At 68.7% G+C, this 21,086-nt stretch carries 23 protein-coding genes and 2 tRNA genes; 11 read left to right on the forward strand and 14 right to left on the reverse strand.

Annotated elements, in window-relative coordinates; all coding sequences use genetic code 11:
* The first annotated feature begins 32 nt into the window (after window positions 1-32).
* The 4 genes from LI334_RS02055 to LI334_RS02070 are packed head-to-tail and all read left to right on the forward strand — an operon-like array spanning window position 33 to window position 4,120.
* Window positions 33-1,235: a branched-chain amino acid ABC transporter permease gene (locus LI334_RS02055; protein ID WP_227261513.1), complete on the forward strand. Its 1,203-nt coding sequence runs from the start codon at window positions 33-35 to the stop codon at window positions 1,233-1,235.
* Entirely contained in the window at window positions 1,235-2,638 is a 1,404-nt protein-coding gene (locus LI334_RS02060) for a branched-chain amino acid ABC transporter permease (protein WP_227261514.1), read from the forward strand. The genes LI334_RS02055 and LI334_RS02060 overlap by 1 nt, the downstream gene beginning before the upstream one ends.
* Entirely contained in the window at window positions 2,631-3,416 is a 786-nt protein-coding gene (locus LI334_RS02065; protein ID WP_227261515.1) for an ABC transporter ATP-binding protein, read from the forward strand. Before LI334_RS02060 ends, LI334_RS02065 begins: the two co-directional genes overlap by 8 nt.
* Window positions 3,413-4,120: an ABC transporter ATP-binding protein gene (locus LI334_RS02070; RefSeq protein WP_227261516.1), complete on the forward strand. Its 708-nt coding sequence runs from the start codon at window positions 3,413-3,415 to the stop codon at window positions 4,118-4,120. Before LI334_RS02065 ends, LI334_RS02070 begins: the two co-directional genes overlap by 4 nt.
* Before the next feature lie 197 nt (window positions 4,121-4,317).
* On the opposite strand, the gene LI334_RS02075 is transcribed toward LI334_RS02070, so the two are convergent.
* Together LI334_RS02075 and LI334_RS02080 are read right to left on the reverse strand one after the other, a co-directional pair.
* A tRNA-Thr gene (locus LI334_RS02075) sits at window positions 4,318-4,389 on the reverse strand.
* 42 nt (window positions 4,390-4,431) lie between these two features.
* Window positions 4,432-5,100, reverse strand: coding sequence for a DUF7114 family protein (locus LI334_RS02080; RefSeq protein WP_227261517.1), 669 nt, complete (start codon window positions 5,098-5,100; stop codon window positions 4,432-4,434).
* Window positions 5,101-5,212: 112 nt separating this feature from the next.
* Between LI334_RS02080 and LI334_RS02085 the strand changes: the two genes are divergently transcribed.
* Window positions 5,213-5,887, forward strand: coding sequence for an enoyl-CoA hydratase/isomerase family protein (locus LI334_RS02085; protein ID WP_227261518.1), 675 nt, complete (start codon window positions 5,213-5,215; stop codon window positions 5,885-5,887).
* On the opposite strand, the gene LI334_RS02090 is transcribed toward LI334_RS02085, so the two are convergent.
* The 3 genes from LI334_RS02090 to LI334_RS02100 all read right to left on the reverse strand — a co-directional run bounded on the left by LI334_RS02090 (window position 5,882) and on the right by LI334_RS02100 (window position 7,606).
* Window positions 5,882-6,694: an NAD+ synthase gene (locus LI334_RS02090; RefSeq protein WP_227261519.1), complete on the reverse strand. Its 813-nt coding sequence runs from the start codon at window positions 6,692-6,694 to the stop codon at window positions 5,882-5,884. The two genes, LI334_RS02085 and LI334_RS02090, sit on opposite strands and share 6 nt — an antisense overlap.
* A 158-nt stretch (window positions 6,695-6,852) precedes the next feature.
* Window positions 6,853-6,923, reverse strand: a tRNA-Gly gene (locus tag LI334_RS02095).
* A gap of 41 nt (window positions 6,924-6,964) precedes the next feature.
* A complete protein-coding gene (locus LI334_RS02100) occupies window positions 6,965-7,606 on the reverse strand; it encodes an SdpI family protein (protein ID WP_227261520.1) in 642 nt (213 codons plus the stop codon).
* Window positions 7,607-7,666: 60 nt separating this feature from the next.
* Here LI334_RS02100 and LI334_RS02105 point away from each other — a divergent pair, with 60 nt between their 5' ends.
* Entirely contained in the window at window positions 7,667-8,068 is a 402-nt protein-coding gene (locus tag LI334_RS02105; protein WP_227261521.1) for a hypothetical protein, read from the forward strand.
* 113 nt (window positions 8,069-8,181) lie between these two features.
* Here the strand turns inward: LI334_RS02105 and LI334_RS02110 are convergent, their stop codons facing one another.
* Genes LI334_RS02110 through LI334_RS02125 form a run of 4 tightly spaced genes read right to left on the reverse strand, consistent with a single transcriptional unit; the run spans window position 8,182 to window position 10,498 of the window.
* Window positions 8,182-8,439, reverse strand: a complete 258-nt coding sequence (locus LI334_RS02110; protein WP_227261522.1) for a glutathione S-transferase N-terminal domain-containing protein — start codon at window positions 8,437-8,439, stop codon at window positions 8,182-8,184.
* Between the two features lie 32 nt (window positions 8,440-8,471).
* Window positions 8,472-9,152 (reverse strand): Nmad3 family putative nucleotide modification protein, encoded by a 681-nt coding sequence (locus LI334_RS02115; RefSeq protein WP_227261523.1) that lies wholly within the window; start codon window positions 9,150-9,152, stop codon window positions 8,472-8,474.
* Window positions 9,153-10,043 carry an acyltransferase gene (locus LI334_RS02120; protein ID WP_227261524.1) on the reverse strand — a complete coding sequence of 297 codons (891 nt, stop codon included), beginning with the start codon at window positions 10,041-10,043 and terminating at the stop codon, window positions 9,153-9,155.
* A 56-nt stretch (window positions 10,044-10,099) separates the two neighbouring features.
* Window positions 10,100-10,498, reverse strand: a complete 399-nt coding sequence (locus LI334_RS02125) for a hypothetical protein (RefSeq protein ID WP_227261525.1) — start codon at window positions 10,496-10,498, stop codon at window positions 10,100-10,102.
* Between the two features lie 106 nt (window positions 10,499-10,604).
* Between LI334_RS02125 and LI334_RS02130 the strand changes: the two genes are divergently transcribed.
* Complete coding sequence (locus tag LI334_RS02130; protein WP_227261526.1) at window positions 10,605-11,657, forward strand: aldo/keto reductase; 1,053 nt, start codon at window positions 10,605-10,607, stop codon at window positions 11,655-11,657.
* A 233-nt stretch (window positions 11,658-11,890) separates the two neighbouring features.
* On the opposite strand, the gene LI334_RS02135 is transcribed toward LI334_RS02130, so the two are convergent.
* Together LI334_RS02135 and LI334_RS02140 are read right to left on the reverse strand one after the other, a co-directional pair.
* Window positions 11,891-12,286: a hypothetical protein gene (locus LI334_RS02135; protein ID WP_227261527.1), complete on the reverse strand. Its 396-nt coding sequence runs from the start codon at window positions 12,284-12,286 to the stop codon at window positions 11,891-11,893.
* A 207-nt stretch (window positions 12,287-12,493) separates the two neighbouring features.
* On the reverse strand, window positions 12,494-13,966 hold the full coding sequence (locus LI334_RS02140) for a heme-binding protein (protein ID WP_227261528.1): 1,473 nt from the start codon (window positions 13,964-13,966) through the stop codon (window positions 12,494-12,496).
* Window positions 13,967-14,088: 122 nt separating this feature from the next.
* Between LI334_RS02140 and LI334_RS02145 the strand changes: the two genes are divergently transcribed.
* Window positions 14,089-14,610: a PadR family transcriptional regulator gene (locus LI334_RS02145; protein ID WP_227261529.1), complete on the forward strand. Its 522-nt coding sequence runs from the start codon at window positions 14,089-14,091 to the stop codon at window positions 14,608-14,610.
* Here the strand turns inward: LI334_RS02145 and LI334_RS02150 are convergent.
* The 3 genes from LI334_RS02150 to pyrH are packed head-to-tail and all read right to left on the reverse strand — an operon-like array spanning window position 14,599 to window position 18,773.
* Window positions 14,599-16,389 (reverse strand): site-2 protease family protein, encoded by a 1,791-nt coding sequence (locus tag LI334_RS02150; protein WP_227261530.1) that lies wholly within the window; start codon window positions 16,387-16,389, stop codon window positions 14,599-14,601. The two genes, LI334_RS02145 and LI334_RS02150, sit on opposite strands and share 12 nt — an antisense overlap.
* Before the next feature lie 39 nt (window positions 16,390-16,428).
* Window positions 16,429-18,063: a lysine--tRNA ligase gene (gene lysS / locus LI334_RS02155; RefSeq protein WP_227261531.1), complete on the reverse strand. Its 1,635-nt coding sequence runs from the start codon at window positions 18,061-18,063 to the stop codon at window positions 16,429-16,431.
* Window positions 18,060-18,773: a UMP kinase gene (gene pyrH / locus LI334_RS02160; RefSeq protein ID WP_227261532.1), complete on the reverse strand. Its 714-nt coding sequence runs from the start codon at window positions 18,771-18,773 to the stop codon at window positions 18,060-18,062. The genes lysS and pyrH overlap by 4 nt, the downstream gene beginning before the upstream one ends.
* An 87-nt stretch (window positions 18,774-18,860) precedes the next feature.
* Between pyrH and LI334_RS02165 the strand changes: the two genes are divergently transcribed.
* The 3 genes from LI334_RS02165 to LI334_RS02175 all read left to right on the forward strand — a co-directional run bounded on the left by LI334_RS02165 (window position 18,861) and on the right by LI334_RS02175 (window position 21,083).
* The gene (locus LI334_RS02165; protein WP_227261533.1) at window positions 18,861-19,637 is read left to right on the forward strand and encodes a molybdopterin synthase; all 777 of its coding nucleotides are present in this window, start codon (window positions 18,861-18,863) and stop codon (window positions 19,635-19,637) included.
* A 213-nt stretch (window positions 19,638-19,850) separates the two neighbouring features.
* A complete protein-coding gene (locus tag LI334_RS02170) occupies window positions 19,851-20,099 on the forward strand; it encodes a DUF7123 family protein (RefSeq protein WP_145845667.1) in 249 nt (82 codons plus the stop codon).
* A gap of 39 nt (window positions 20,100-20,138) precedes the next feature.
* Window positions 20,139-21,083, forward strand: coding sequence for an AEC family transporter (locus LI334_RS02175; protein ID WP_227261534.1), 945 nt, complete (start codon window positions 20,139-20,141; stop codon window positions 21,081-21,083).
* The last annotated feature ends 3 nt before the right edge of the window (window positions 21,084-21,086 follow it).

Here is a 21,086-nt window from a genome sequence, read left to right on the forward strand (position 1 = left end):
AACAACACAGTCTCGACTCGCGGAGGCCAGCCATGGTGAGCGCCGGACTCGCGGACGCGCTCGCGCAAGGCCTCGTCACCGGCGGCATCATCGCCGCCGGCGCGCTCGGCCTCTCACTGGTGTACAGCATCGCGGGCGTCCCGAACTTCGCGCACGGCGACATGATAACCGTCGGCGCGTACCTCGTGCTCGCGCTCAACAACCCCGGCGAACTCGCGCTCGTCCCGAACCTCGTCGCGCTCCCGTTCGCCGTCGCTGCCGTCGTCGGCATCGGCGTCGCCGGCGCGTTCGGAAGCGCGTACGAGTTCGCCGTCTTCCGGCGGTTCCGCGGGAAGGACGCCGACCTCATCACGATGGTCATCGTCTCCCTCGGCCTCGCCCTGATACTCAGGAACCTCGTCCTGTTCCTCGTCGGGTCGAAGAACGTCACGTACGACACGCCGAGCGGCGTCAACCTCAACGTCGACCTCTACCTCACCGGGAACGGACTCGCCGTCGAACTCACGCGGCGCGTCCGCGGGTCGCTCCAGACCATCGACGCCTGGGGGTACGGCTGGCCCGCGCTCGTCGCCGTCGTCGCGCTCGCCGTCCTGGCGGGCTACGCCGTCTACCGGTGGCGGCGCGGCGACGCCGGGTTCGACGAGGTTCACTTCGTCGACCCCCGCATCTGGGGGGTCGCCGGGTTCGCGGTGGCGTTCGCCGCGCTCGCGTTCGCGCTCCGCGGCGGCGCGCTCGACGCCGCGAACGCCGCGTACAGCACCCGCGTCGGCGTCAGTCGGAAGTACGGCCTCATCCTCGCCGTCATGCTCGCAACCATGTTCTGCATCAACTACGTCCTCAAACGCACGAAGACCGGTCGCGCGATGCGCGCGACCGCCGACGACCAATCGCTCGCCCGCATCCGCGGCGTGGACATCGACCGCGTCCAGCTCGTCGTCTGGGTGCTCGCCGCCGTGCTCGCCGCCGTCGCCGGCGCGCTCCTCGGCTGGTACTCGTCCAGCCTCAACCCCAACATGGGGTTCTCCCTGCTGTTGCCGGTGTTCGCCGCGGTCATCGTCGGCGGCATCGACTCGCCGTACGGCGCGGCGCTCGGCGGGCTCCTCGTCGGCGTCAGCATGGACGTCGGCGTCTACCTGCTCCCGACGGAGTTCGCGACCTACCGCACCGCCATCGCGTTCGTCATCCTCGTCGTCGTCCTCCTCGTGAAACCCGAGGGCCTGTGGGGTGACGCCTGATGGCGCTCTCGGACTTCCTCGTCAGCCTCCTCACCGTGGTCGGCATCTACACGCTGTTCGGCCTCGGTCTCAACGTGAAGTACGGGTTCACGGGTCTCGTGGACTTCGGGCACGTGCTCTACTTCATGATCGGCGCGTACGTCACGGTCGTCGTGGCGATGCCGTCCGGCGCGGCCGACTACGCCGGCATCGGCGGGTTCGCGCTCCCCGAACTCCTGTCCGCGCTCCCGCTCGGCGGCCTGCTCGGCTGGCTGGTCGCCATCGCGGTCGCGATGGTCGCCGCCGCCCTCCTCTCGCTTCTGGTGGGCGTGCCGACACTGCGGTTGCGCGAGGACTACCTCGCCATCACCGCGCTCGGCGTCGCGACCATCCTGCACTCGGTCGTGAACGACGAGGAGTGGCTGTTCAACGGGCCGTTCGGCGTGCGCGAGGTCTACCAGCCATTGAGCGGCGTGTTCCCGCTCTCGCTCGGCGGGTTCGCCCTGAACCTCGTCGTGTTCGGTCTGCCGTCCGTGCTCGCGCTCGGGTACGTCGCGTACCGGGTCGCGCGGTACGTCCGCCCCATCTCGCGGGACGCCGCCCTGCTCACGGTCGCGGGCGTCGTCCTCACCATCGCCGGGTTCGGCGTCACCACGCTCGGCGGCGCGCCGCTCGTCGCCGCCGGCGCGGCGGTCATCGCGGCCGGCGTGTACGTCGTCGCGCGCGGCGTCCGCACCGCCGGCGGGTTCGGCCGGCCGCTCGCGCTGTTCGCCGCGCTCGTGTTCGCACTCTGGTACTTCGTCTTCCCCGCCGTCACGGACAGCCCCGCCGCCGTCGTCGTGAACCTCGTCTGGCTGTTCGACCCGACCACGGGCGCGAACGGCGCGGTCACGTACAGTCGGTTCGTCCTCCTGCTCACGGGCGCGTTCGTCCTGCTCGCCTACCTCTGGTGCGAACGCACCGTGAACAGCCCGTACGGCCGCGTCCTCCGCGCGATTCGCGAGGACGAGGACGTGCCGGAGGCGCTCGGGAAACCGACGTTCAAGTACAAGGTGCACAGCATGATGTTCGGGTCCGCGCTCGCCGCCGCCGCCGGCGGCCTCTGGGCGACCCACATCGGCTTCATCGACCCCGGGCAGTTCACGTCCTCCATCACGTTCTTCGCGTTCACCGCCGTCATCATCGGCGGCACCGCGAACAACAAGGGCGTCATCCTCGGCACCGCCGTGTTCTGGACGCTCCGCACCGGCACGCGGTTCCTCGACGACTACTTCCCCGCGGAGTACGCGACCCAGCTCGCCGCGCTCCGCGTGATGCTCATCGGCACCCTCCTCATCGTCATCCTCTACTACCGCTCGGAGGGCCTGCTCGGCGAGCAGACCTACGACACCGGCATCGGCCTGGGAGGTGAGTCGAGTGACTGACCCGATTCTCTCCGTGGACGGCGTCGAGAAGCGCTTCGGCGGCATCACCGCGCTCGACGGCGCGTCCTTCGACGTCGAGCCGGGAATCACGGGCCTCATCGGGCCGAACGGCGCTGGGAAGTCCACGATGTTCAACGTGATAACGGGCTTCCTCTCCCCGGACGCGGGCACCGTCGAGTTCCGCGGGAACGACATCACGGGACTGCGGCCGTCCGCCGTCGCGGAGCGCGGTCTCGTGCGGACGTTCCAGATTCCGCACGAACTCCCCGAGATGACGGTGCGGGAGAACCTCGCGCTCGCGCCGCGCGACCAGCGCGGCGAGGGCTTGTTCACCACGTGGACGCGCGGCGACGGCTACGCCCGGGACGAACGCAACGCCCAGCGCCGCGCCGTCGAGATGGCGGAACGCTTCGACATCGACCACGTGCTCGACACGCCCGCCGGCGAACTCTCCGGCGGCCAACGCAAACTCCTCGAACTCGCCCGCGCGCTCCTCACCGACCCCGACCTCGTCCTCCTCGACGAACCGCTCGCGGGCGTCAACCCCACGCTGGAGAACCGCATCCTCGACCACCTCCAAGACCTCGAATCGGAGGGGTACTCCTTCCTCTTCATCGAACACGACATCGACGTCATCATGGAACACTGCCAGGAAGTCATCGTCATGCATCAGGGCCGCGTCCTCACCGCCGGCGACCCCGAGGACGTCCGGTCCGACGACCGCGTCATCGACGCCTACCTCGGCGGCGACGCCGACGACGGAGGTGACGGCGAATGAGCCCGCTCCTCGAACTCGACGGACTGGACGCGGGCTACGGCGACCTCCAGGTGCTCTCCGGCGTCGATCTCCACGTCGAGGACGGCGAGTACGTCACCATCGTCGGCCCGAACGGCGCGGGGAAATCCACCGCGATGAAATCCGTGTTCGGCCTCACCACCCACATGGGCGGGTCGATACGGTTCCGCGACGAGAACGTCCACACCGCCGACACCGCCGACCTCATCGACCGCGGCATCACCTACGTCCCCCAGTCCGACAACATCTTCACGAGCCTCACCGTCCGCGAAAACCTCGAAATGGGCGTCTACGTCGAAGACACCGTCCCCGAGAACGTCCTCGACGAGGTCTTCGACCACTTCCCCATCCTCGAAGAACGCCAACAGCAACGCGCCGGCACCATGTCCGGCGGGCAACGCCAGATGCTCGCCATGGGCTGCGCGCTCATGGCCGACCCCGACCTCCTCCTCCTCGACGAACCGTCCGCGGGCCTCGCGCCCGACCTCGTCCAGGAGATGTTCGACCGCATCGACGACATCAACCAGGCAGGCACAGCCATCCTCATGGTCGAACAGAACGCCAAAGCCGCCCTCCGCCGCTGCGACCGCGGCTACGTCCTCGTCAACGGAGAAAACGCCTACGACGGCCCCGGAAGAACGCTCCTCGACGACCCCGAAGTCCGCCAACGCTTCCTCGGCGGCTAACGGAACCACTCGCTTTCTCGATTTCCACAAAAACACGACCCCAAAGCTACAGCTTTGGGTTGTTCCTCACAGAGAGCCTAGGCCGGAATTATGAACAGCGTCAGACTCCCTCCGGTCGTCTGACTGGCTCAAATTCCGAGACGGCTCGCGTTCGTCACGGATGCGAAGCCAACGGCTTCGGAGTATAGTTCAGAGAGAGCCTAGGCCGGAATTTGAATCCGGGGTCTCGTCCTTACCAAGGACGCGCTTTACCGCTAAGCTACCCAGGCAAGCACTCTCTGGTAGTCGGGTTTCATCTAAAAGGGCTTCGATTACGGGTCGGTGGCGGACCGGGGTTTGGCGGTGTCGTCGGCGCGGGGAGTGCTGACGCGCTGGAGGACGTCCTCGATGGTGTCGGGGAGGAGGTCGTCGGCGGACGCGAGCGGGGGTGGGCTGTTGGAGCGCGCGAGGCCGATGGCGTACCGGCGGAGGTCGAGGGGGGTGTCGTTGCCGGTGGCGGTCGCGCCGGCGACGACGCCGAGTTCGAACACGGTGGTTTCGAGGGTGCGGGCGTCGCTCGCGCGGTCGTGCTGGCGGTCGGTTTCGTGGCGGCCGAACTCCTGGACGGTGGCGACGGCGTCGCCCGCGGCTTCGGTGTGCGCGAGGAGGCGGAAGCCGCGCGCGACGAGCACGTCCGCGGCGAGCACGTCGAGGTCGGCTGGGAGGTCGGTGTCGGGGCTGGCGTGCTCCCAGGGTTCGGTTTCGACGAGGTGGCGGGTGAGTCGGAGGCCCTCGTAGATGAGTTGAACGCCGGCGGCGCGTTCGGCGACGGCGTCGTCGTCGGTGGGGCCGGTGAGCGCGTCCGCGCTCAACACGGTGAGCGCGCCCGGAACCATGGACGCGTCGCTGAGGAGGTCGTCGATGACGTTCCGGAGGTCGCGCGGGGTGATGTCCCCGACCGCGTCCCGGGCGGCGATACGCGCCACTTCGGCCTCGTCCATCGCCCGAAAGAAGGGGTGCGAGCGGCAAAGACCTTTGGAAACGAACCCCCAGCGGGCGGGCGAGGCGCGACGCGAGCGGTAGTTCCTTGGGCTGGCTGTTCCGATGACGTGTATGCTCTCGATTCGTGACGAGGCGCGGGTGCGGGTGGTGACGCTCGACCGGCCGGAGCGGCGGAACGCGCTCACGCCCGACGGGTTGGACGCGCTCGCGGACGCGGTGCGGGACGCCGCACAGCCCGTGGTGTACGTGCACGGCGCGGGGTCGGCGTTCTGCGCTGGCGCGGACCTCGATGTCGTGCGAGACCTGACGGGGGACTCTGCGCCCGATTTCGCGGCGCGCGGGCAGGACGCGCTGAACGCGGTGGAGGACGCGGAGTCGGCGGTTGTGGCGGGCGTGGACGGCGCGGCGCGGGGCGGCGGCGTGGAGCTCGCGCTCGCGTGCGACGTGCGGGTGGCGACGCCGGACGCGACGTTCGCGGAACCCGGCGTCTCGATGGGTATCTTCGGCGCGTGGGGCGGCACCCGCCGCCTCCCCCGGGCTGTCGGGGACGCGCACGCGCTCGACCTCTCGCTCTCCGGGCGCACCGTGGACGCCGAGACCGCGCGCGAGATGGGGCTCGTCTCCCGCGTCACCGACACGCCCCGAGCGGTCGCGGACGAACTCGCCCGCAACGACCCGGACGCGCTCCACTACCTCAAGCGACTCCTCCGAGAACAGTACGACCGCGACGAACAGGACGCGAGAGAACGGGAGGCGTTCGGCGCGCTCCTCGAAGACGGCCTATAGCGGCTCCGGCGCGGGCGGCATCGCGCGTTTGTGCGCGCTCGCCTCGGAGAGGTCGCGCACCGTCTCCACCACCTTCTCGTCGATGTCGAGGTTTCGCGCAGTCGCGGTCGTCGAGAGGTCGCCGTCGATGTGGAGCGCGAGCACCGCGTCGAGCGTGTCGTACCCGACGCCCATCTCCTCCTCGTCCGTCTGGTCTTCCCAGAGTTCCGCCGTCGGCGTCTTCTCCACGAGGTCGTCGGGCACGCCGAGCGCGCTCGCGAGCTGGCGGACCTGTTGCTTGTAGAGGTTCCCGATGGGGTTGCAGTCCACCGCCTGGTCGCCGTATTTCGTGAAGTACCCGACCATCGCCTCCGCGCGGTTCCCCGTCCCGAGCACGACCCGGGACTCGTGGTTCGCGACCATGTAGTTCAGCACGCCGCGCACCCGCGCGCGAGCGTTCCCGACCGCGAGCTGGTCGGCTTCGGCTTCCGGATACACGTCCGTCAGCACGTCCACCACGGGGTCGATTTCGATGACGTCGTACTCGATTCCGAGCATCTGGGCGACGCGCTCCGCGTCGCTCATGTTCTCCTCGCTCGACACCGACGCCGGCATCACCAGGCCGTGCACGGCGTCCGCGCCCAGTTCTTCGACGGCCAGGTGGCCGACCGTCGTGCTGTCGATACCGCCGGAGAGCCCGAGCACGACGCCGTCGGCGTTCGCTGCGGCCACCGTCTCTGCGATGAACGACTCGATGTGCTCGCGACGCTCCTGTAACTCCGCCTCCGAGAACCGCAAGTCCATCGGCTCGATAACGTCCTCAACCATACCCACTCTTTCCCTGCGCCCGACAAAAAGCCACTCGCCACCCGCGGAATCGTGGACGGCCGTCCACTTCGAGCCGGACGAACCGCGGAGAACGCGACACCCCCGAAGTTCTCCGACCACCACCGACCAGTCGCTACCCGAGAGAACCGCGTGAGAACTGCGCTGGCCGGGAATTGAACCCGGGCTATGAGCTTGGGAAGCTCATGTCCTACCACTAGACCACCAGCGCGCGCTTCTGAATTGCCGACTCCGGCACTTGAACGTAGCGCTTCACGCTTCCCTGCGGCGGTAGGCGAAGAAGGAGTAGGCGACGGTGTAGGCGGCGGCGAGCAGGGTGGGGGCGAGCGCGAACACGAGGGCGTAGTCGGAGAAGAGGAGGCCGCCGAGCGCGAGGACGGCGGCGAGTTTGAACGCGAGCGCGCCGCGTTCGTGGGTTTCCCGCCAGACGGTGTCGTCGCTGAGCGTCCACGGGGTGCGGATGCCGACGAACCAGTTCGGTTTCGCGCGTTCGAGGAGGACGCCGCAGGCGTAGAGGAGGCCGGCGAGCGCGGGCGCGAGCGCCTGCCCGATCGGAATCGCGTAGTCGAGGTTCCACGCGAGCACGAGCACGTGGACGTACGCGAGGAAGCCCGCGGTGCCGGCGACGAACCACTCGTAGACGCCGCGGAACGCCTCGTAGTGCCGCTTCCGGGGGTCGATTCGGGGTGCGACGAGCATCAGGGCGACGACGAAGACGGTGAGCGCGGGGAGGAAGAACGCGCCCGCGAACCGGGACATCGTGCCGTCCACGCCGCCGCTCGCGTTCCAGTGCGTCGCCATCCGCGCGGGGAGGTCGGGGTAGGCGAGCGCGCTCGCGGCGAACCCCGCGAGCGCGAACGCGAGGGTGAGCGCTCGCTGACGCCGGTACTGCATACGCCTCCCTGGAACGCCCGGCACCGTCACGCTTTCGCCGGTCGCCCGCGCACTCCCGGTGTGCCCGCCCTCGACACCGACGCCGCCCGGGACGCCGTCCGCGAGCGCGACGCCCTCCTCGACGCCATCGGCGAGTGCGCGGACGCCGTCGCCGCGACCTGGGACGCCGACGCCGTCGCGGACAGCGACCGCCTCACGCCCGTCCTCCGCCGCGCGCTCGACGACGCCGGCGTGCTCGACGCCCTCCCCGCCGTCCTCCAGGAAGCCGTGGACGCCGCCGGCGGCAGTCTCGACGCGCCGCCGGTCGCCGCGCCGCCCTACGTCGTCGTCACCAGCCGCGGCCCCCTCCTCCGCGCCACCCTCGACGACACCCGCCTCCTCGTCTACATCGACTGCTTCACCCTCACCGAGAACACGTACCGCCGCCGCGACGGCGTCACCGTCACCGTCGAAACCGCCTGACCGGCCTTGTTCGGACGCAGCCGTGCGGTCGCGCCCAACGCGTCCGCTTCGACGGCTCGCGAACAGGTCTCACCGGAAGAAAACAGCGCGGCACGCCGTACCGTCGAGCGCGTTCAGTAGTGTTCGTCGAGGTACTCCACGATGTCGTCGCTCTCGTAGATGGTTTCCTCGCGGGCGGTGTCCACGAGGTAGGGAATCTGGTCTTCGCCGCCGTCCTTCAGTTCCTCGTAGGTGGTCTCGTTGGTCACGTCGCCGCCCATACCGCCGGGGAGGCGGGGGTTGTGGGTGACGTAGGAGACGCCGAGTTCGCTGAGCTTCTCGCGGACTTTCGCGCAGTGCGGACAGCCTTCGGACTGGTAGAGTTCGAGCACACCACTCGGTTTTCGCGCGAGCGAGGTAAGCGTTAGCGAACCGGCGGATAGGCGTCTCGGTCTACCCACTCCCGGAGCGCGCTCGCGCCCTCGTCGTCGAAGCGGAGCGGGCGTCGCCACCACGGCCCCTTCCCCGAGTCGTCCGAGTACTCGGTGACGACGCGGTTCGCGTCGATGCCGCGCTCGCCACTCAACGGCACGGCGGTGTCGTACAGTCGGCTCTCCGAACTGCCCTCGACGAGGACGGCGGCGTCGAACTCCTCGCGGGCGAGGTGGGCGTTCCACGGGAACTCCCCGTCCGCGGGCTTCTCGGTGAGTGGGTCGCGGGCGAGCGTGAACTCCCCGACGAGGTACGCGCCCCAGTCGGGCGTCACCCAGGCGTCCGGATGGTCGCCGTGGCTGGTGAGGGTGGCGTAGAAGTAGAGGCGGTCGCCCGCCCGGAGGTCGCTGATGGGGCGGGCTTTCACGCCGTGCGGGTCGCCGTACGTGTACGCGTCACAGCACGCGTACTCGGCGAACGTGGGGTCGAGGTGGACGGGCGTGTCGTCGGGCGTGTCGATGTCGAGTTCGAGGTCGCCGTACGTCGGCACGCGCTCGCGCGTCGGCTCCGCCTCGGGGATGGGGACGTACTCGAACCCGCCGTCCTCGTGTATCGGGCCTCGAAAACCGGGCTGGTTCGTGTTCGCGGCGACGTTGATGGCGAGCGCGCGCATCTAGATGTCGCGCTGGAACTCGTCGAACCCCTCGAAGTCGTCGGGGAGCGTGTAGGGGATGCGGCGGCTCTCGCGGTCGCCCGCGGCGTCCTCGGCGTCCTCGACGGGCACCGCCTCGTCCTCGAACCCGGGCTTGACGCGGACGGAGCGCGCGGGCATCCCGACGGCGACGTGGTGCGCGGGCACGTCCTCCTGGACGACCGCCCGGGAGCCGACGAGGCTGTTCTCGCCGACGGTGACGCCGGCGCGGACGAGCGCGCCCTGCGTCACGCGCGCGTCGTCCTCGATGGTCGTGTGGTAGTTCGTGACCTCGGTCTGGTCGACGACGTCGTGGTCGTGCGTGTAGACGTGCGCGCCGTCGCTGAGGCTCACGCGGTCGCCGACGGTGAGTTCGCCGCGGTCGTCGAGGTGCACGTCGTCGTGGATGACGACGTTGTCCCCGAGTTCGATGTTGTGGCCGTACGTCATCGACACGCCCTTGAAGATGCGCAGGCCCTCGCCGGCGTCCGCGAACAGGTGGCGGGCGAGCATCTGCCGGAACTCCAGCGCGAAGTCCACGTTGTCCGCGACGGGCGTGTTGTCGAACTGCCGCCACAGCCACTGCAGGGGCTTCGACTCCGCGAACGCGTCTTCGTCCTTCTCCGCGTAGTACTCGGACTCCAGGGTGGCGTTCCGCGGGTCGTAGGACTGCAGGCGCGCTTCCTCGATGCTCGACACCGTGTTCCCGTTCTGCCAGGCCTCGTAGGCCTCCCGGTCGCCGTTCAAGTCCACGAGCACGTCCTCGACGACCTCGTAGGTGTCCTCCGTCGAGAGACGGTCGTCCACCGCTCCCACGAAGTCGCGGAGCGCTGTCTCCGCGTCGTCGGGGAGGGAGACGTGGCGTTTCGTCATACCTCGACGGTCGTGTGGGACGTTGATAGGGGTTTCCGTCCCGACGCCGCGTGCCGTTACTCGCCCGCCTCGTCGAGTTTCTCCACCAGTCGCTGGACGAACGGACTCACGCGCGTGTCCACGGACGCGACGAACCCGCCGCCGTCCGGCCCGCGCGCGCAGTGAATCAGGGACACGCTCCCGAACACTCGAATCGAGAAGTGGAGCGGACCGTCGTTCGGCAGGTGTTCGTGCCAGGTCGAGTCGGTCGCCTCGAACGCGGCGTCCTCCACGAGCGCCGCGGCCGCCCGTTCGCGCTCCGCGTCGCTGTACCGCTCGCGCACGTCCTCGCGGACTTGGAGCGTCTCGTGGTCGAGGCGGCCGTCCACGAGCTCGTAGTGGATGACGGTTCGGAACGCGTCGGGGTACGCGTCCTCGACGGCCGCGACGAACGCCGCCGTCGCCTCCTGGTTCATACCCGGGAGTGTTCCGCCCGTCGGATATGTCTGCGGGCCGCCCGCTCGTTCCCGCGTCGTGGGAGGAACCGCACCCGCTAAGTGTCCGCCCACAGTACGCTCACCCATGCAGTACCGTGAACTCGGTAACTCCGGTGTCGAGGTGAGCGAGGTCGGGTTCGGCGCGTGGGTCGTCGGCACCGACTGGTGGGGTGACCGCGACGAGGACGACCAGCGCGAGATGGTCGAACACGCGGTCGAGCAGGGTATCACGTACTTCGACACGGGCGACGTCTACGGCCACGGACAGAGCGAGGAGTACCTCGGGGACTTCCTCGCGCCCTACCGCGAGGAGGTGACGCTCGCCACCAAAATCGGGTACGACTTCTACAACAACCCGCAGGCGGGCCACGGCGAACTCCCGAAGGAGATGACGCCCGACTACCTCCGGGACGCCATCGAGCAGAGCCTCGACCGCCTCGGCGTCGAGCGCGTGGAGTACCTCCAGCTCCACAACCCGAACGTCTCCGAGATGACGCCGGACGTGCTCGAAGTCCTCGACGAGGTTCGCGAGGACGGACTGGCCGACGCCATCGGCGTCGCGCTCGGCCCCTCCATCGGCTGGCTCGCGGAGGGCGACTTCGCCATCGAGAACGAGTTCGACGGCGTCCAGTACGTCGGGAACATCCTCGAACAGGACGTCCACCAGCACTTCGTCGAGACCGTCCGGGACACCGGCGCGGACACCTCCCTCATCGCCCGCGTCCCCCACTCGTCGGGCATCCTGAACGAACAGGTCACGCCCGACACCGAACTCGCGGACGACGACCACCGCGGGTTCCGGCCGGACGAGTGGTACGAGACCGGCTGGGAGAAGGTGGAGGAACTCCGCTTCCTCGAACGAGCGGGCGAGCGCACGCTCGGCCAGGCGTCGATTCAGTGGTTGCTCTCCTTCGACGAGGTCGCGTCCGTGACGCCGACGTTCCGCTCGAAGGAGGACATCACGGAGTGGGCGGCCGCCCCCGACACGCCCGCGCTCAGCGACGAGGAGCGCGAGCGCGTCGCCGACCTCTACGCGTCGAACTTCGGCGTCGACCGCTTCGACGGCATGGAGGCCGCGGACTTCCGGACGAGCGTCGGCGGCGACGACCTGCGCGACGCGGGCCTGCTCGCGGACTGACGACCCAGCCGCGTTTTATGGAACTTTTCGAGGCGGACGGCGTCCGCCGAGGAAAATTTCCGCGATCCGACCTGCGTGACGCGGGCCTGCTCGCGGACTGACCGCAACGCTCCCGGCGTTTTCGGGGCGAACGAGTTCGTCGAGTCTCTTCGCTGGTACATATACGGTTTCGGTTTTCCGGAACCCCCTTATTTCCGGTAGAAACCGCCTGACTGCGTGGCGTTCTCGCGCGACTATTTCACTTTCACTCCGCACTCTCGGAGGCGGTCGCGGCAGTCGTCGATGAACGCGGGGACTTCCAGCTGTACGTTCCCGTCCGTCCAGACGATGACGCTTCGGGTCTCCGAGAGGAACACCTGGTAGCCCACGCCGATATCGGTCACCATCACGTCCGCGTACGTCGTGTGCTCGTACGCCATGCTGTCGAGGTAGGCCTGCGTGGATTCGAGCAACGCCTCCTCGTACACGCCCTCCACCGACCGGTCTTCCGCCCCCGCGAAGTACTCCTCTGCCGCCTCCTCGCCGTACAGTATCTCGTACGAGTCACTCTCGACCTCCATCACTATCTCCAACCCGTCTCCCACGCGCTCCTCCAGGAACGACACGAACCCGTCGTACTCCCCGGTCATACGCGAAGGGCACGAACGCCGCTCGGAAAAGCCTACTCGCCCCCACACTATACGCAGAAAAACCCGCAACGACGACGAACCGCGGTCGCGGAGCGGTGCGATGCGGGGCGACGCGGGTCCGACACCGACCGCGCGCCGGAGGCGCGCGGCCTTTTTATGTAACTTTTTGCAAGAGGGGTTCGCCGTGCGAACCCCCGCAGCAAAAATTTACGCGAGGAACACGTGCCGCGGGCGGTCTGCGAGGACGTCGCGTCCCCACTGGACGGTGTCGCGGAAGGCGTCGCTGCGGAAGAAGCCGGTGGCGGCTTCCTGGGAGTCCCAGCGGGAGTCGATGAAGAACGCGTTCTCGTCGTCGGTGTCCTGGAGGAGGCGGGTCTGGCGGTGGCCGTCGATGCCGGCGAGGGCGTCGCCGACGGCGTCGAACTTCTCGACGAAGTCGTCGCGGTGTTCGGGTTTGACGGTGTAGAACATGCCCATGGTGCCCCAGCCGTCCTCGGATTCTGCGACTTTGCTGGTGATGCCGGGGAGGTCGTTGAGGAAGCCGGCGGCGGTGTCGGCGGCGCTCTGGGTGTCCCAGAGGGAGACGACGGCGGCGGCTCCCTCGCCCGTGGGTTCGTAGACGGTGGTTTCGACGTGGGTGTCGTAGTGGTCGAAGCTCTCCGCGAGGTCGGCGACTTCGGATTCGAGGTCGGCGAGGTCGGCGTCGGAGTAGAGGCCGACGGCGTACACGTCCTCGCCGTGGGGTTTCCCGGCGTACACGTCGAGGTCGGCGAGTTCGTCGCGGAGCGCTTCCTCGCCCGCCTCGTCGCCGTCGTCGCGCTCCTCGGTGGCGTGGTCGTGGTGGCCGTCGTCGTGGCCGTGCGCGCTCTCACCGTGGCCGTGGTCGTGGGCGGCGTCGTCGGGCGTCGGGACTTCCTCGCCGGCGAGGAACGCGTCGAAGTCCGCGGGCGGGAAGCGTCGGCCGACGTAGAAGTCGCCGAACTCGCCGTACTTCGAGGACGCCTCGTCGAAGCGCATCTCGTACACGATGTCCTTGATGTCCGTCGGGTCGTCCCCGAACAGCGTGACGCCCCACTCCCAGTCGTCCAGGCCCACGCTGGACGCGATGACTTGCTTGATCTTCCCGGCGTACTCGCGGCCCACGTCGCCGTGGCCGGCCATCAGGTCGGCGCGCTCCTCGAAGTCGAGGTCGTACCAGTTCTGGCCGGGCTGGCGGCGCTTGCTCATCGGGTAGAAGGAGACGTAGGTGTCGTCGGGAATCTCGGGCGTGAGCTTCCCCTCGATGTAGTTCTTCAGGCCGTCGTCCACCTCCTCGGGGTTCGTGAAGTACTCGTCGCTCACGTACCCCGACACCTCGCTCACGGACACGTAGGAGTGCGCGCGCTCCGTGTACGCCGCGAACTCGGTCTGCTCGAACGACCGCTGGATGCGGTCGAGTTCGTCCAGTGTCTCCCGGAAGTGGACGAACAGGAGGTCGGCCTTGCTTCCCGTGACGCTGAACACCGCGGAGTCGCCCGCGTCGCTCCGCGCGAGCGCCTCCCGGTGTTTCTGGAACGCGGCCGCGTCCTCGATAGCCGTTTCGCGGTCGCGTTCGGGCGCGTCCCGCCACGCGTCCCAGTCCACGGTTCGGAAGTCGTGCAGCGCGAACCAGCCCTCGTCCGTTTCGGGCGCGTCAATCATACACGGGACTTGGGAGACCTCCGACAAGCAACTTTCGCGTTCGCGCTCCCGCTCACGCTCGCGTTGGCCGCTATCGCCCCGACCGAAACCCTTTCCGTGACGCCCGGGGAAACGATGAGAGAATGCGTAAGAGCGGACCGCCGAAGGGACTCGTCTCGTATCTCGTTCTGGAACTCCTCGCCGAACAGCCCCGGTACGGGTACGAGCTCCTCAAGGAAATCACGGAACTCAGCGGCGGTCACTGGGAGCCCTCGTACGGCTCCGTCTACCCCATCCTCTACAAGTTCGAGGAGAACGGCTGGGCGGAGCGCATCGAGCGCGAGGACGAACCCGACCGGAAGTACTTCGAACTCACCGAGGAGGGCCGCGCGGAACTCGCGGAGAAACGCGAGGAGGTCGGCGGCACCGCCCACGACTTCGCGGACATCATCCTCGGATTCTACCACATGTACGCCGTGCTCGGCATCGACGACCGATTCGACGTGGAGAACCCCGCGGAGGGCTGGCGGTTCGGCGAGGAGTTCTCGGCGTGGATCGTGGAGCAGGTCGTCCGCCACCACGAACACTACTTCGACACGACGTTCGAGCGCGTCCCGGACACGCCCGAGGAGTTCAACGAGCGGATGGGCGTCTCAGACGAGTAGGTTCGGGAACAGCATCAGGAGGAGGCAGGCGAGCATCGCGAGGCCGACGCTCGTCGTCACCGCCCTGACCGCGCTCCGCTTGTCCTCGACGGGGAGGCGTGACACCACGGATTCGACGCTCGTCCGGAGGAGGTGGCCGCCGTCGAGCGGATACCCCGGGATGCAGTTGAAGAACCCGAGGTTGATGTTCACCCAGCCCACCCAGAACAGGGCGTTCGCGAGCAGTAACCCGGTGCCGCCGAGCGGTTCGAGGACGCCGGTCGTGGTGTAGAACGCGGCGTTGTCGGGGACGAACCCGGGGAAGTTGTAGGGGACGCCCAGTCCGACTGCGGCGAGGAACGGCAGGAACACGAGGAACATCGCGGACTGCGTGAGGCTCGCGCCGGAGAGGTCGCCGCCGAGCACGTCGAGGTAGAACCCGGCGGGGTAGAGTTCGATGCCGGCGTCGCTCACGGTCATCCCGGAGTAGCCGGGCGACCCCTGCACGCCGAGGAAGCCGATGTCGCTGTTCGGGTTCTCGCCGAGCGTCACCGACGCCTCGTAGCGCTCGCCCTCGACGTAGTACTCGACCGTGACGCTGTCGCCGGGCGTGGTGTCCGCGAGCGCGTCGCTCACGCCCTCGTAGGTGACGACGCGCTCGCCGTCGAGGCGGGTGACGACGACTGAGTCACCGGACGCGAGGCCGGTCTGTTCCGCGAACGGTTCGCCGCCCACGAGCGTCGCGAGCGCGCCGACCGGCCCGGTCGTCGTGTTCCCGGACGCGGTCGTGACGGTCGCTATCGTCGCGTCCGTCACCGCGTCGCGGAAGGCGGCTTCCGTCTCGACGCTCGTCCCGTTCACGGAGACGATGGTGTCGCCAGTGGACACGCCGTTGTCGGGACTGAACGGGGTCGCGGCGGCGAGCGCGCTCCCGGCCGCCGGCACGCCCGTCACCAAGACCGACCTGTTCACGGTGACCGTCTCACCGCTCGCGAGCGTCATCGACACCGCGTGCCCGGTGTGGTTCGCGAGCACGTCCTCGAACTCCTCGTTCGACGCGATGGACTCGTTCCCGACCGCGACGATGCGGTCGCCCGGTTCGATGCCGGCCTGTGCCGCGGGCGACTGTTCGGTGACGCCGCCGACCGCCGCGCCCGGTGCGACCGCGATACCGCTCGCCACCGGCCCGAGCAACAGGCCGAACGCGAGGAGCGCGACGAGGAAGTTGTTCGTCACGCCCGCCGCGAACATCCGCGCGCGGCTCCCGCGGGAGACGAGGCGCTGTTCCTCCTGGTCGGGTTCGACGAACGCGCCCATCGGCAGTATCGCGAGCAGGACGACGCCCATCGACTCCACGCCGATGCCCTCGACGCGACTCATCACGCCGTGTCCGCCCTCGTGCACCACGAGACCGACGAACAGCCCGAGCACGATTTCGGGCGCGACGGCCACCGGGAGGAAGGGGTTCACGCCGGGCACGACGAGCGCGCTCCGCGGATTCCCGACCGCGGACGCCGTCGCCGGCGGGTTCTGCACGAGCGCTATCGCCGTCGTCGCGAGGAGTGCGAACGCGCCGACGAGCACGACGAGCGCGATACCGAGGCCGAAGTTCCCCCACGCTCGCCACGCGCGCTTCGGTCGGGCGAGCCGGTCGAGCAGCCGCTTCCCGCGTTTCGTGTGCACCGTCAGGAGCGGCCCCATCGTGTTCACGTAGTCCGGCAACAGCCCGCGGTTCCGGGCGACGACGACCGCCACCCAGTAGGCGAGCACGCCGGCGAGAACCCACGTCCACTCGTTCATCACGCTACCCTCCGGGCGCGGGACGGTAAGCGGTTTGGGTTACCGCTCGCGGCGCAACCGCGCGACGACGAACTCGTCGTCCAGCGCGGCGAGGAACTGCCCGAGCTTCGGCCCCTCCTCCTCCTCGAAGAACAGCCGGTAGCCGACGGAGAAGAACTCGCCGATGTCGATGTCGTGGCGCTTCGCCGTCTCGTAGATTTCGCCCTGCACCTCCTCGCCGTCGTGGCCCTCCGCGACGAAGTCCGCGAGTTCGTCGAGCGCCGCCTCCGTCTCCGAATCGAGGTCTACGTCGGGGAGGCGCTCGCGGTTGATGCGGTAGTTGTACTCGTTGTCCGTGCGCTCGGCCCACTCGCGGGCGAGTTCGACGCGCGCGAGCGCCTCCTCGACCGCCCACTCGGGCGCGTCCTCGGGGATGTGGCCCTCGCGTCGCGCGATTTCCTCCCGGAGTTCGGGGTCGTCCGTCATCCCGAGCACGGCCGCGAACGTGTACGGGATGCGGATGCGGTCCGCTCGAACCTCGTCCACGACGAGCGGGTAGACGCGCTCCGCGAGTTCGCGCTCGTCCGCGGAGGCGTCCTCGACCTCCCCGAAGTACACGCGCTCGAAGCGGTCGAACTCGTCCACGAGCAGGTCGATGCGTTCCGTGCTGAAGTCCCGGGCCTTCTTCGGTTCCTTCGTGAAGAAGTACCGGAGCACGTCCCGCTCCACGAGGTCGAGCACGTCCGAGACGAGGATGACGTTCCCCTCGGAGGAACTGAACGGCTCGCCGTTCAGCGTGAACCACTCGTACACCATCGGCACGGGCGGTTCGTCCTCGAACACGGTCTCCATGATGTCCACGCCGGACGGCCACGACCCCTCCGCGTGGTCTTTCCCGAACGGCTCGAAGTCCACGCCCAAGACCTGCCACTGCGCCGGCCACTCGAACCGCCACGGGAGCTTGCCGTCCCGCAGGCTCGCGGTTCCGCGGTGCCCGCAGCCCTCGATGGTGCGGTCGCCCGCGTCGAGGTCGGTGCACTCGTACTCGACCGTCCCGCCGTCGGCGTCGATGCCGAGGACGGTCTCCGTTATCTTCCCGCAGTTCTCGCAGACGGGGTTGAACGGGACGTAGGACGCGTCGACCTTGTCCTGGTACTGGCCGAGCACGTCGCGCGCGAGGTCGGCGTTCGCGAGCACGTGCCGGGTCGCGTCCTCGAACGCGCCGGACTCGTAGAGTTCGGTGTTCGAGACCATCTCGACGGGGATGCCGAGGAGTTCCGCGGAGTCCTCGATGAGGCTGGAGAAGTGCGCGCCGTAGGAGTCACAGCACCCGAACGGGTCGGGAATCGACGTGTACGGGTGGCCGAGGTTCTTCCCGAGCGCGCCGGCGTTCACGTCCCCGAGGTCGACGATGTCGCCGTCGAGGTCGGCGAGCTTTCGCGGGAGCTTCCGCAGGGGGTCGCGGTCGTCCGACGTGAACACCTGTCGAACCTCGTGGCCGCGCTCGCGGAGGACTTCCGCGACGAAGTAGCCGCGGGCGAGTTCGTTCATGTTCCCGAGGTGGGGGACGCCGGAGGGCGAGATACCGCCCTTGATGACGATGGGGTCGTCGGGGTCGCGGGCCTCGATGCGGTCGGCGATTTCGTCCGCCCAGAAGACGTACTCCGCGTCGCTGAGAACGTGTGGACTGCTCATTCCTGCCAGAGCGCGGGCGTCTCGGTCGTGTCGTCGGGACTGATGTCCGTGCCGTCGTGCTCGCCGCGAAGCACGGCGTCCACGATGTTCTCGGGGTCGGTGCCGTCGAGCACGACGACGCGCATCCGGGAGCGCTCGATGAGTTTCGCCGCGAGGATGTCCACCGGCGCGCTCGACCCCGCGTTCATCTCGATGTTCCCGATGACGTCCACGAGTTCGCTCGCGGTCATCGAGTCGAAGCGCTGCGCGGAACTGTCCTCGTTCGGGTCGGCGCTGAACACGCCGGGCACGCTCGTCGCGTACACGAGGAGGTCGGCGTTCGTGTACTCCGCGAGCGCCGCGCCGACGGCGTCCGTCGTCTGGCCGGCGGTGACGCCGCCCATCACGGCCACGTCCCCCCGCCGCATCGCCTCGCCAGCGGTCTCGTAGTCCTCCGCGGGACTCGGGGCCGCGTCGTCCAGCGCGGAGATGAGGAGGCGGGCGTTCAGTCGGGTGACCGAGATGCCGATGTCGTCCAGTTCGATCTCGTTCGCGCCCAGGTTCCGGGCGGTGTCGATGTACTCGCGGGCGATACCGCCGCCGCCCACGACCACGCCGACGGAACACCCCGCTTCGACCAACCGTTCGACGGCGGCGGCGTGCGCTCGGATTCGCTCGTGCGCGAGGTCCGGAGCGAGCACGCTCCCGCCGATAGAAACGACTACTCGCATTCTTACCCGGACTAGCCCGGATGCGGCCTTAAGGGTTGTCAACTCCCCGGCGACAGGCACAAGCCACGCGCACGCCACGACTCCCGTATGCACGTGCTCGGCCTCGCGACCGGCCCCGGCGTCCCCGCCGACCCGCTCGCGGACAGACTCGCCGCCGACCTCCCCGGCACCGTCGCCGTCCTCGAACGACGCGCGGACGCCGGCGGAGACCGCACGCGGTACGAACTCGGCCCCCGCGGCTCCACCGTCTCCCGGCCCGACGGCGACCTCCTCGGCGCGCTCGACGACCTGGCGCGCGACCACGACTACGCCGTCCTCGTCGGGTTCGCGGACACCAGCGTCCCGCACGTCGTCGTCGGGGACGCCGACGCCGAAACCGCGCTCCAGCGGGTCGCCGCGCCCGAGGACGTCGATACGGACGCGGTCGTCCGCGCGCTCTCCGACCACGACGAACACGAGTCCCTCGAATCGCTCGTGGCCGCGGTCACCCGGGAGCCGAGCGCCGAGTACGCGGGCGCGGTCGCCACCTTCACCGGCATCGTCCGGGAGCGCGAACACCCCGAGGACGACCGGACGGAGTCCCTGACGTTCGAGAAGTACGAGGGCGTCGCCGCCGAGCGCCTCGCGCGCATCCGCGACGAACTCGAATCCAGGGAGGGCGTCCACGAGGTACGCCTCCACCACCGCACGGGCCGCATCGAGGCCGGCGAGGACATCGTGTTCGTCGTCGTGCTCGCCGGCCACCGCCGCGAGGCCTTCGAGACCGTGGAGGACGGCATCGACCGACTGAAGGACGAAGTCCCGATTTTCAAGAAGGAACTCACGGTCGAGGACGAGTTCTGGACGCACGAACGCGACGAATAGGCCACTCCTCCGACCATCGAAACCACCCGTTAAGCGAACGCCGAAAACAGCTTAGACGGGCCGATAAAATGTCTCGACACTTCTCGTGACTTCGTAAAACGTTCTCGGGGTGGGTGTGAAACGTCGTATCGGCGTGAAACGTGTCGAATACACCCCAACGTTCTCCCCTTTATATGATGCACCGGGTGTTACGGAGGAGTGAGGCGATTACAAATGAGCGCTACCGCCGACCCCTCCACGGCCGACAGCAAGGAAACGCGTCTCGCGAACTACCTGCGTGAGAAGGCTCGCGACGGCGAGCTCTACTTCAAGGGTAAGTTCATCGCGGACGAGGTCGGGCTCTCCCCGAAGGAGATCGGGGCCCTGATGGTGAACCTGAAGGACTCCGTCTCCGACCTCGAAATCGAGAAGTGGTCGTACACGAGCGCGACCACGTGGCGCGTCGCCCCTGCTGACGCGTAGAGCGACACGCATTAAGCCGCCCTCCCGCTTTCTCCCCGTGTGTCGTTCGTCTCCGCGCTGACAGACGCCATCCTCCCCGTCCTCGCGGTCGCGCTCGCGGGCTTCCTGCTCGGGCGCTTCCGCGAGGTCGAGGTGGACGCGCTCGGCACCGTCACGCTCTACGTTCTCACGCCCGCGCTCGTCTTCTCGACGCTCGCGACCACCACGCTCTCCGGGAGCGCCGTCCTCAACATCGCGGTCGGCGTCACCGCGTTCACGGTCGTGATGGCCGTCGTCGCGTACGCCGTCGTCACCCTCACCGACGCCCCGCACCCGAACGGGACGATGCTCGCCTCGACGTTCTCGAACGCGGGCAACTACGGGATTCCGCTCTCCGCGTTCGCGTTCGGCGCGACCGGCCGCAGTACGGCGGTCTTGTTCATCGCCGCGCAGTCCGTGCTGATGTACTCGCTCGGCGTGTTCATCGCCGCGCGCGGCACCGGCGCGGGCGTCCGGGCCTCCGTCGGCCAGATATTCGAACTCCCCCTCCTGTACGCCGTGCTCGCCGCCGGCCTCGCCCGCTTCCTCGGCGTCGTCCCGCCCGAGACCGGGCCGGCGATGGAGACCATCGGGATGGTCGGGAACGCCGCCATCCCCGTGATGTTGCTGATGCTCGGCATCCAACTCGGGAACACCGGCCGCGGCGTCGCGCTCTCCACGGTCACGACCCCGACGGTGCTCAAACTCGCCGTCGCGCCCGTCGTCGCCGTCGCCGTCGCGGTTCCGCTCGGGTTCTCCGACCCCGTGGTCGCGCGGACGTTCGTCCTGGAGTGCGCGATGCCCGCCGCGGTCACGCCGCTCGTCTTCACCGTCGAGTTCAGCGACGACCCCACAGCGCCCGCGTACGTCTCCACCGCCATCCTCGTCACCACCGTCCTCTCCATCCCCGTGCTCGCCGTGCTCCTCACCGTCCTCCGCGGCGGCCTCCCGCTTCCGGGAGTTTAACCG

Origin of the sequence: Salarchaeum japonicum (assembly GCF_020614395.1) — an archaeon.
In the GTDB taxonomy this organism is placed as follows: Archaea; Halobacteriota; Halobacteria; order Halobacteriales; family Halobacteriaceae; genus Salarchaeum; species Salarchaeum japonicum.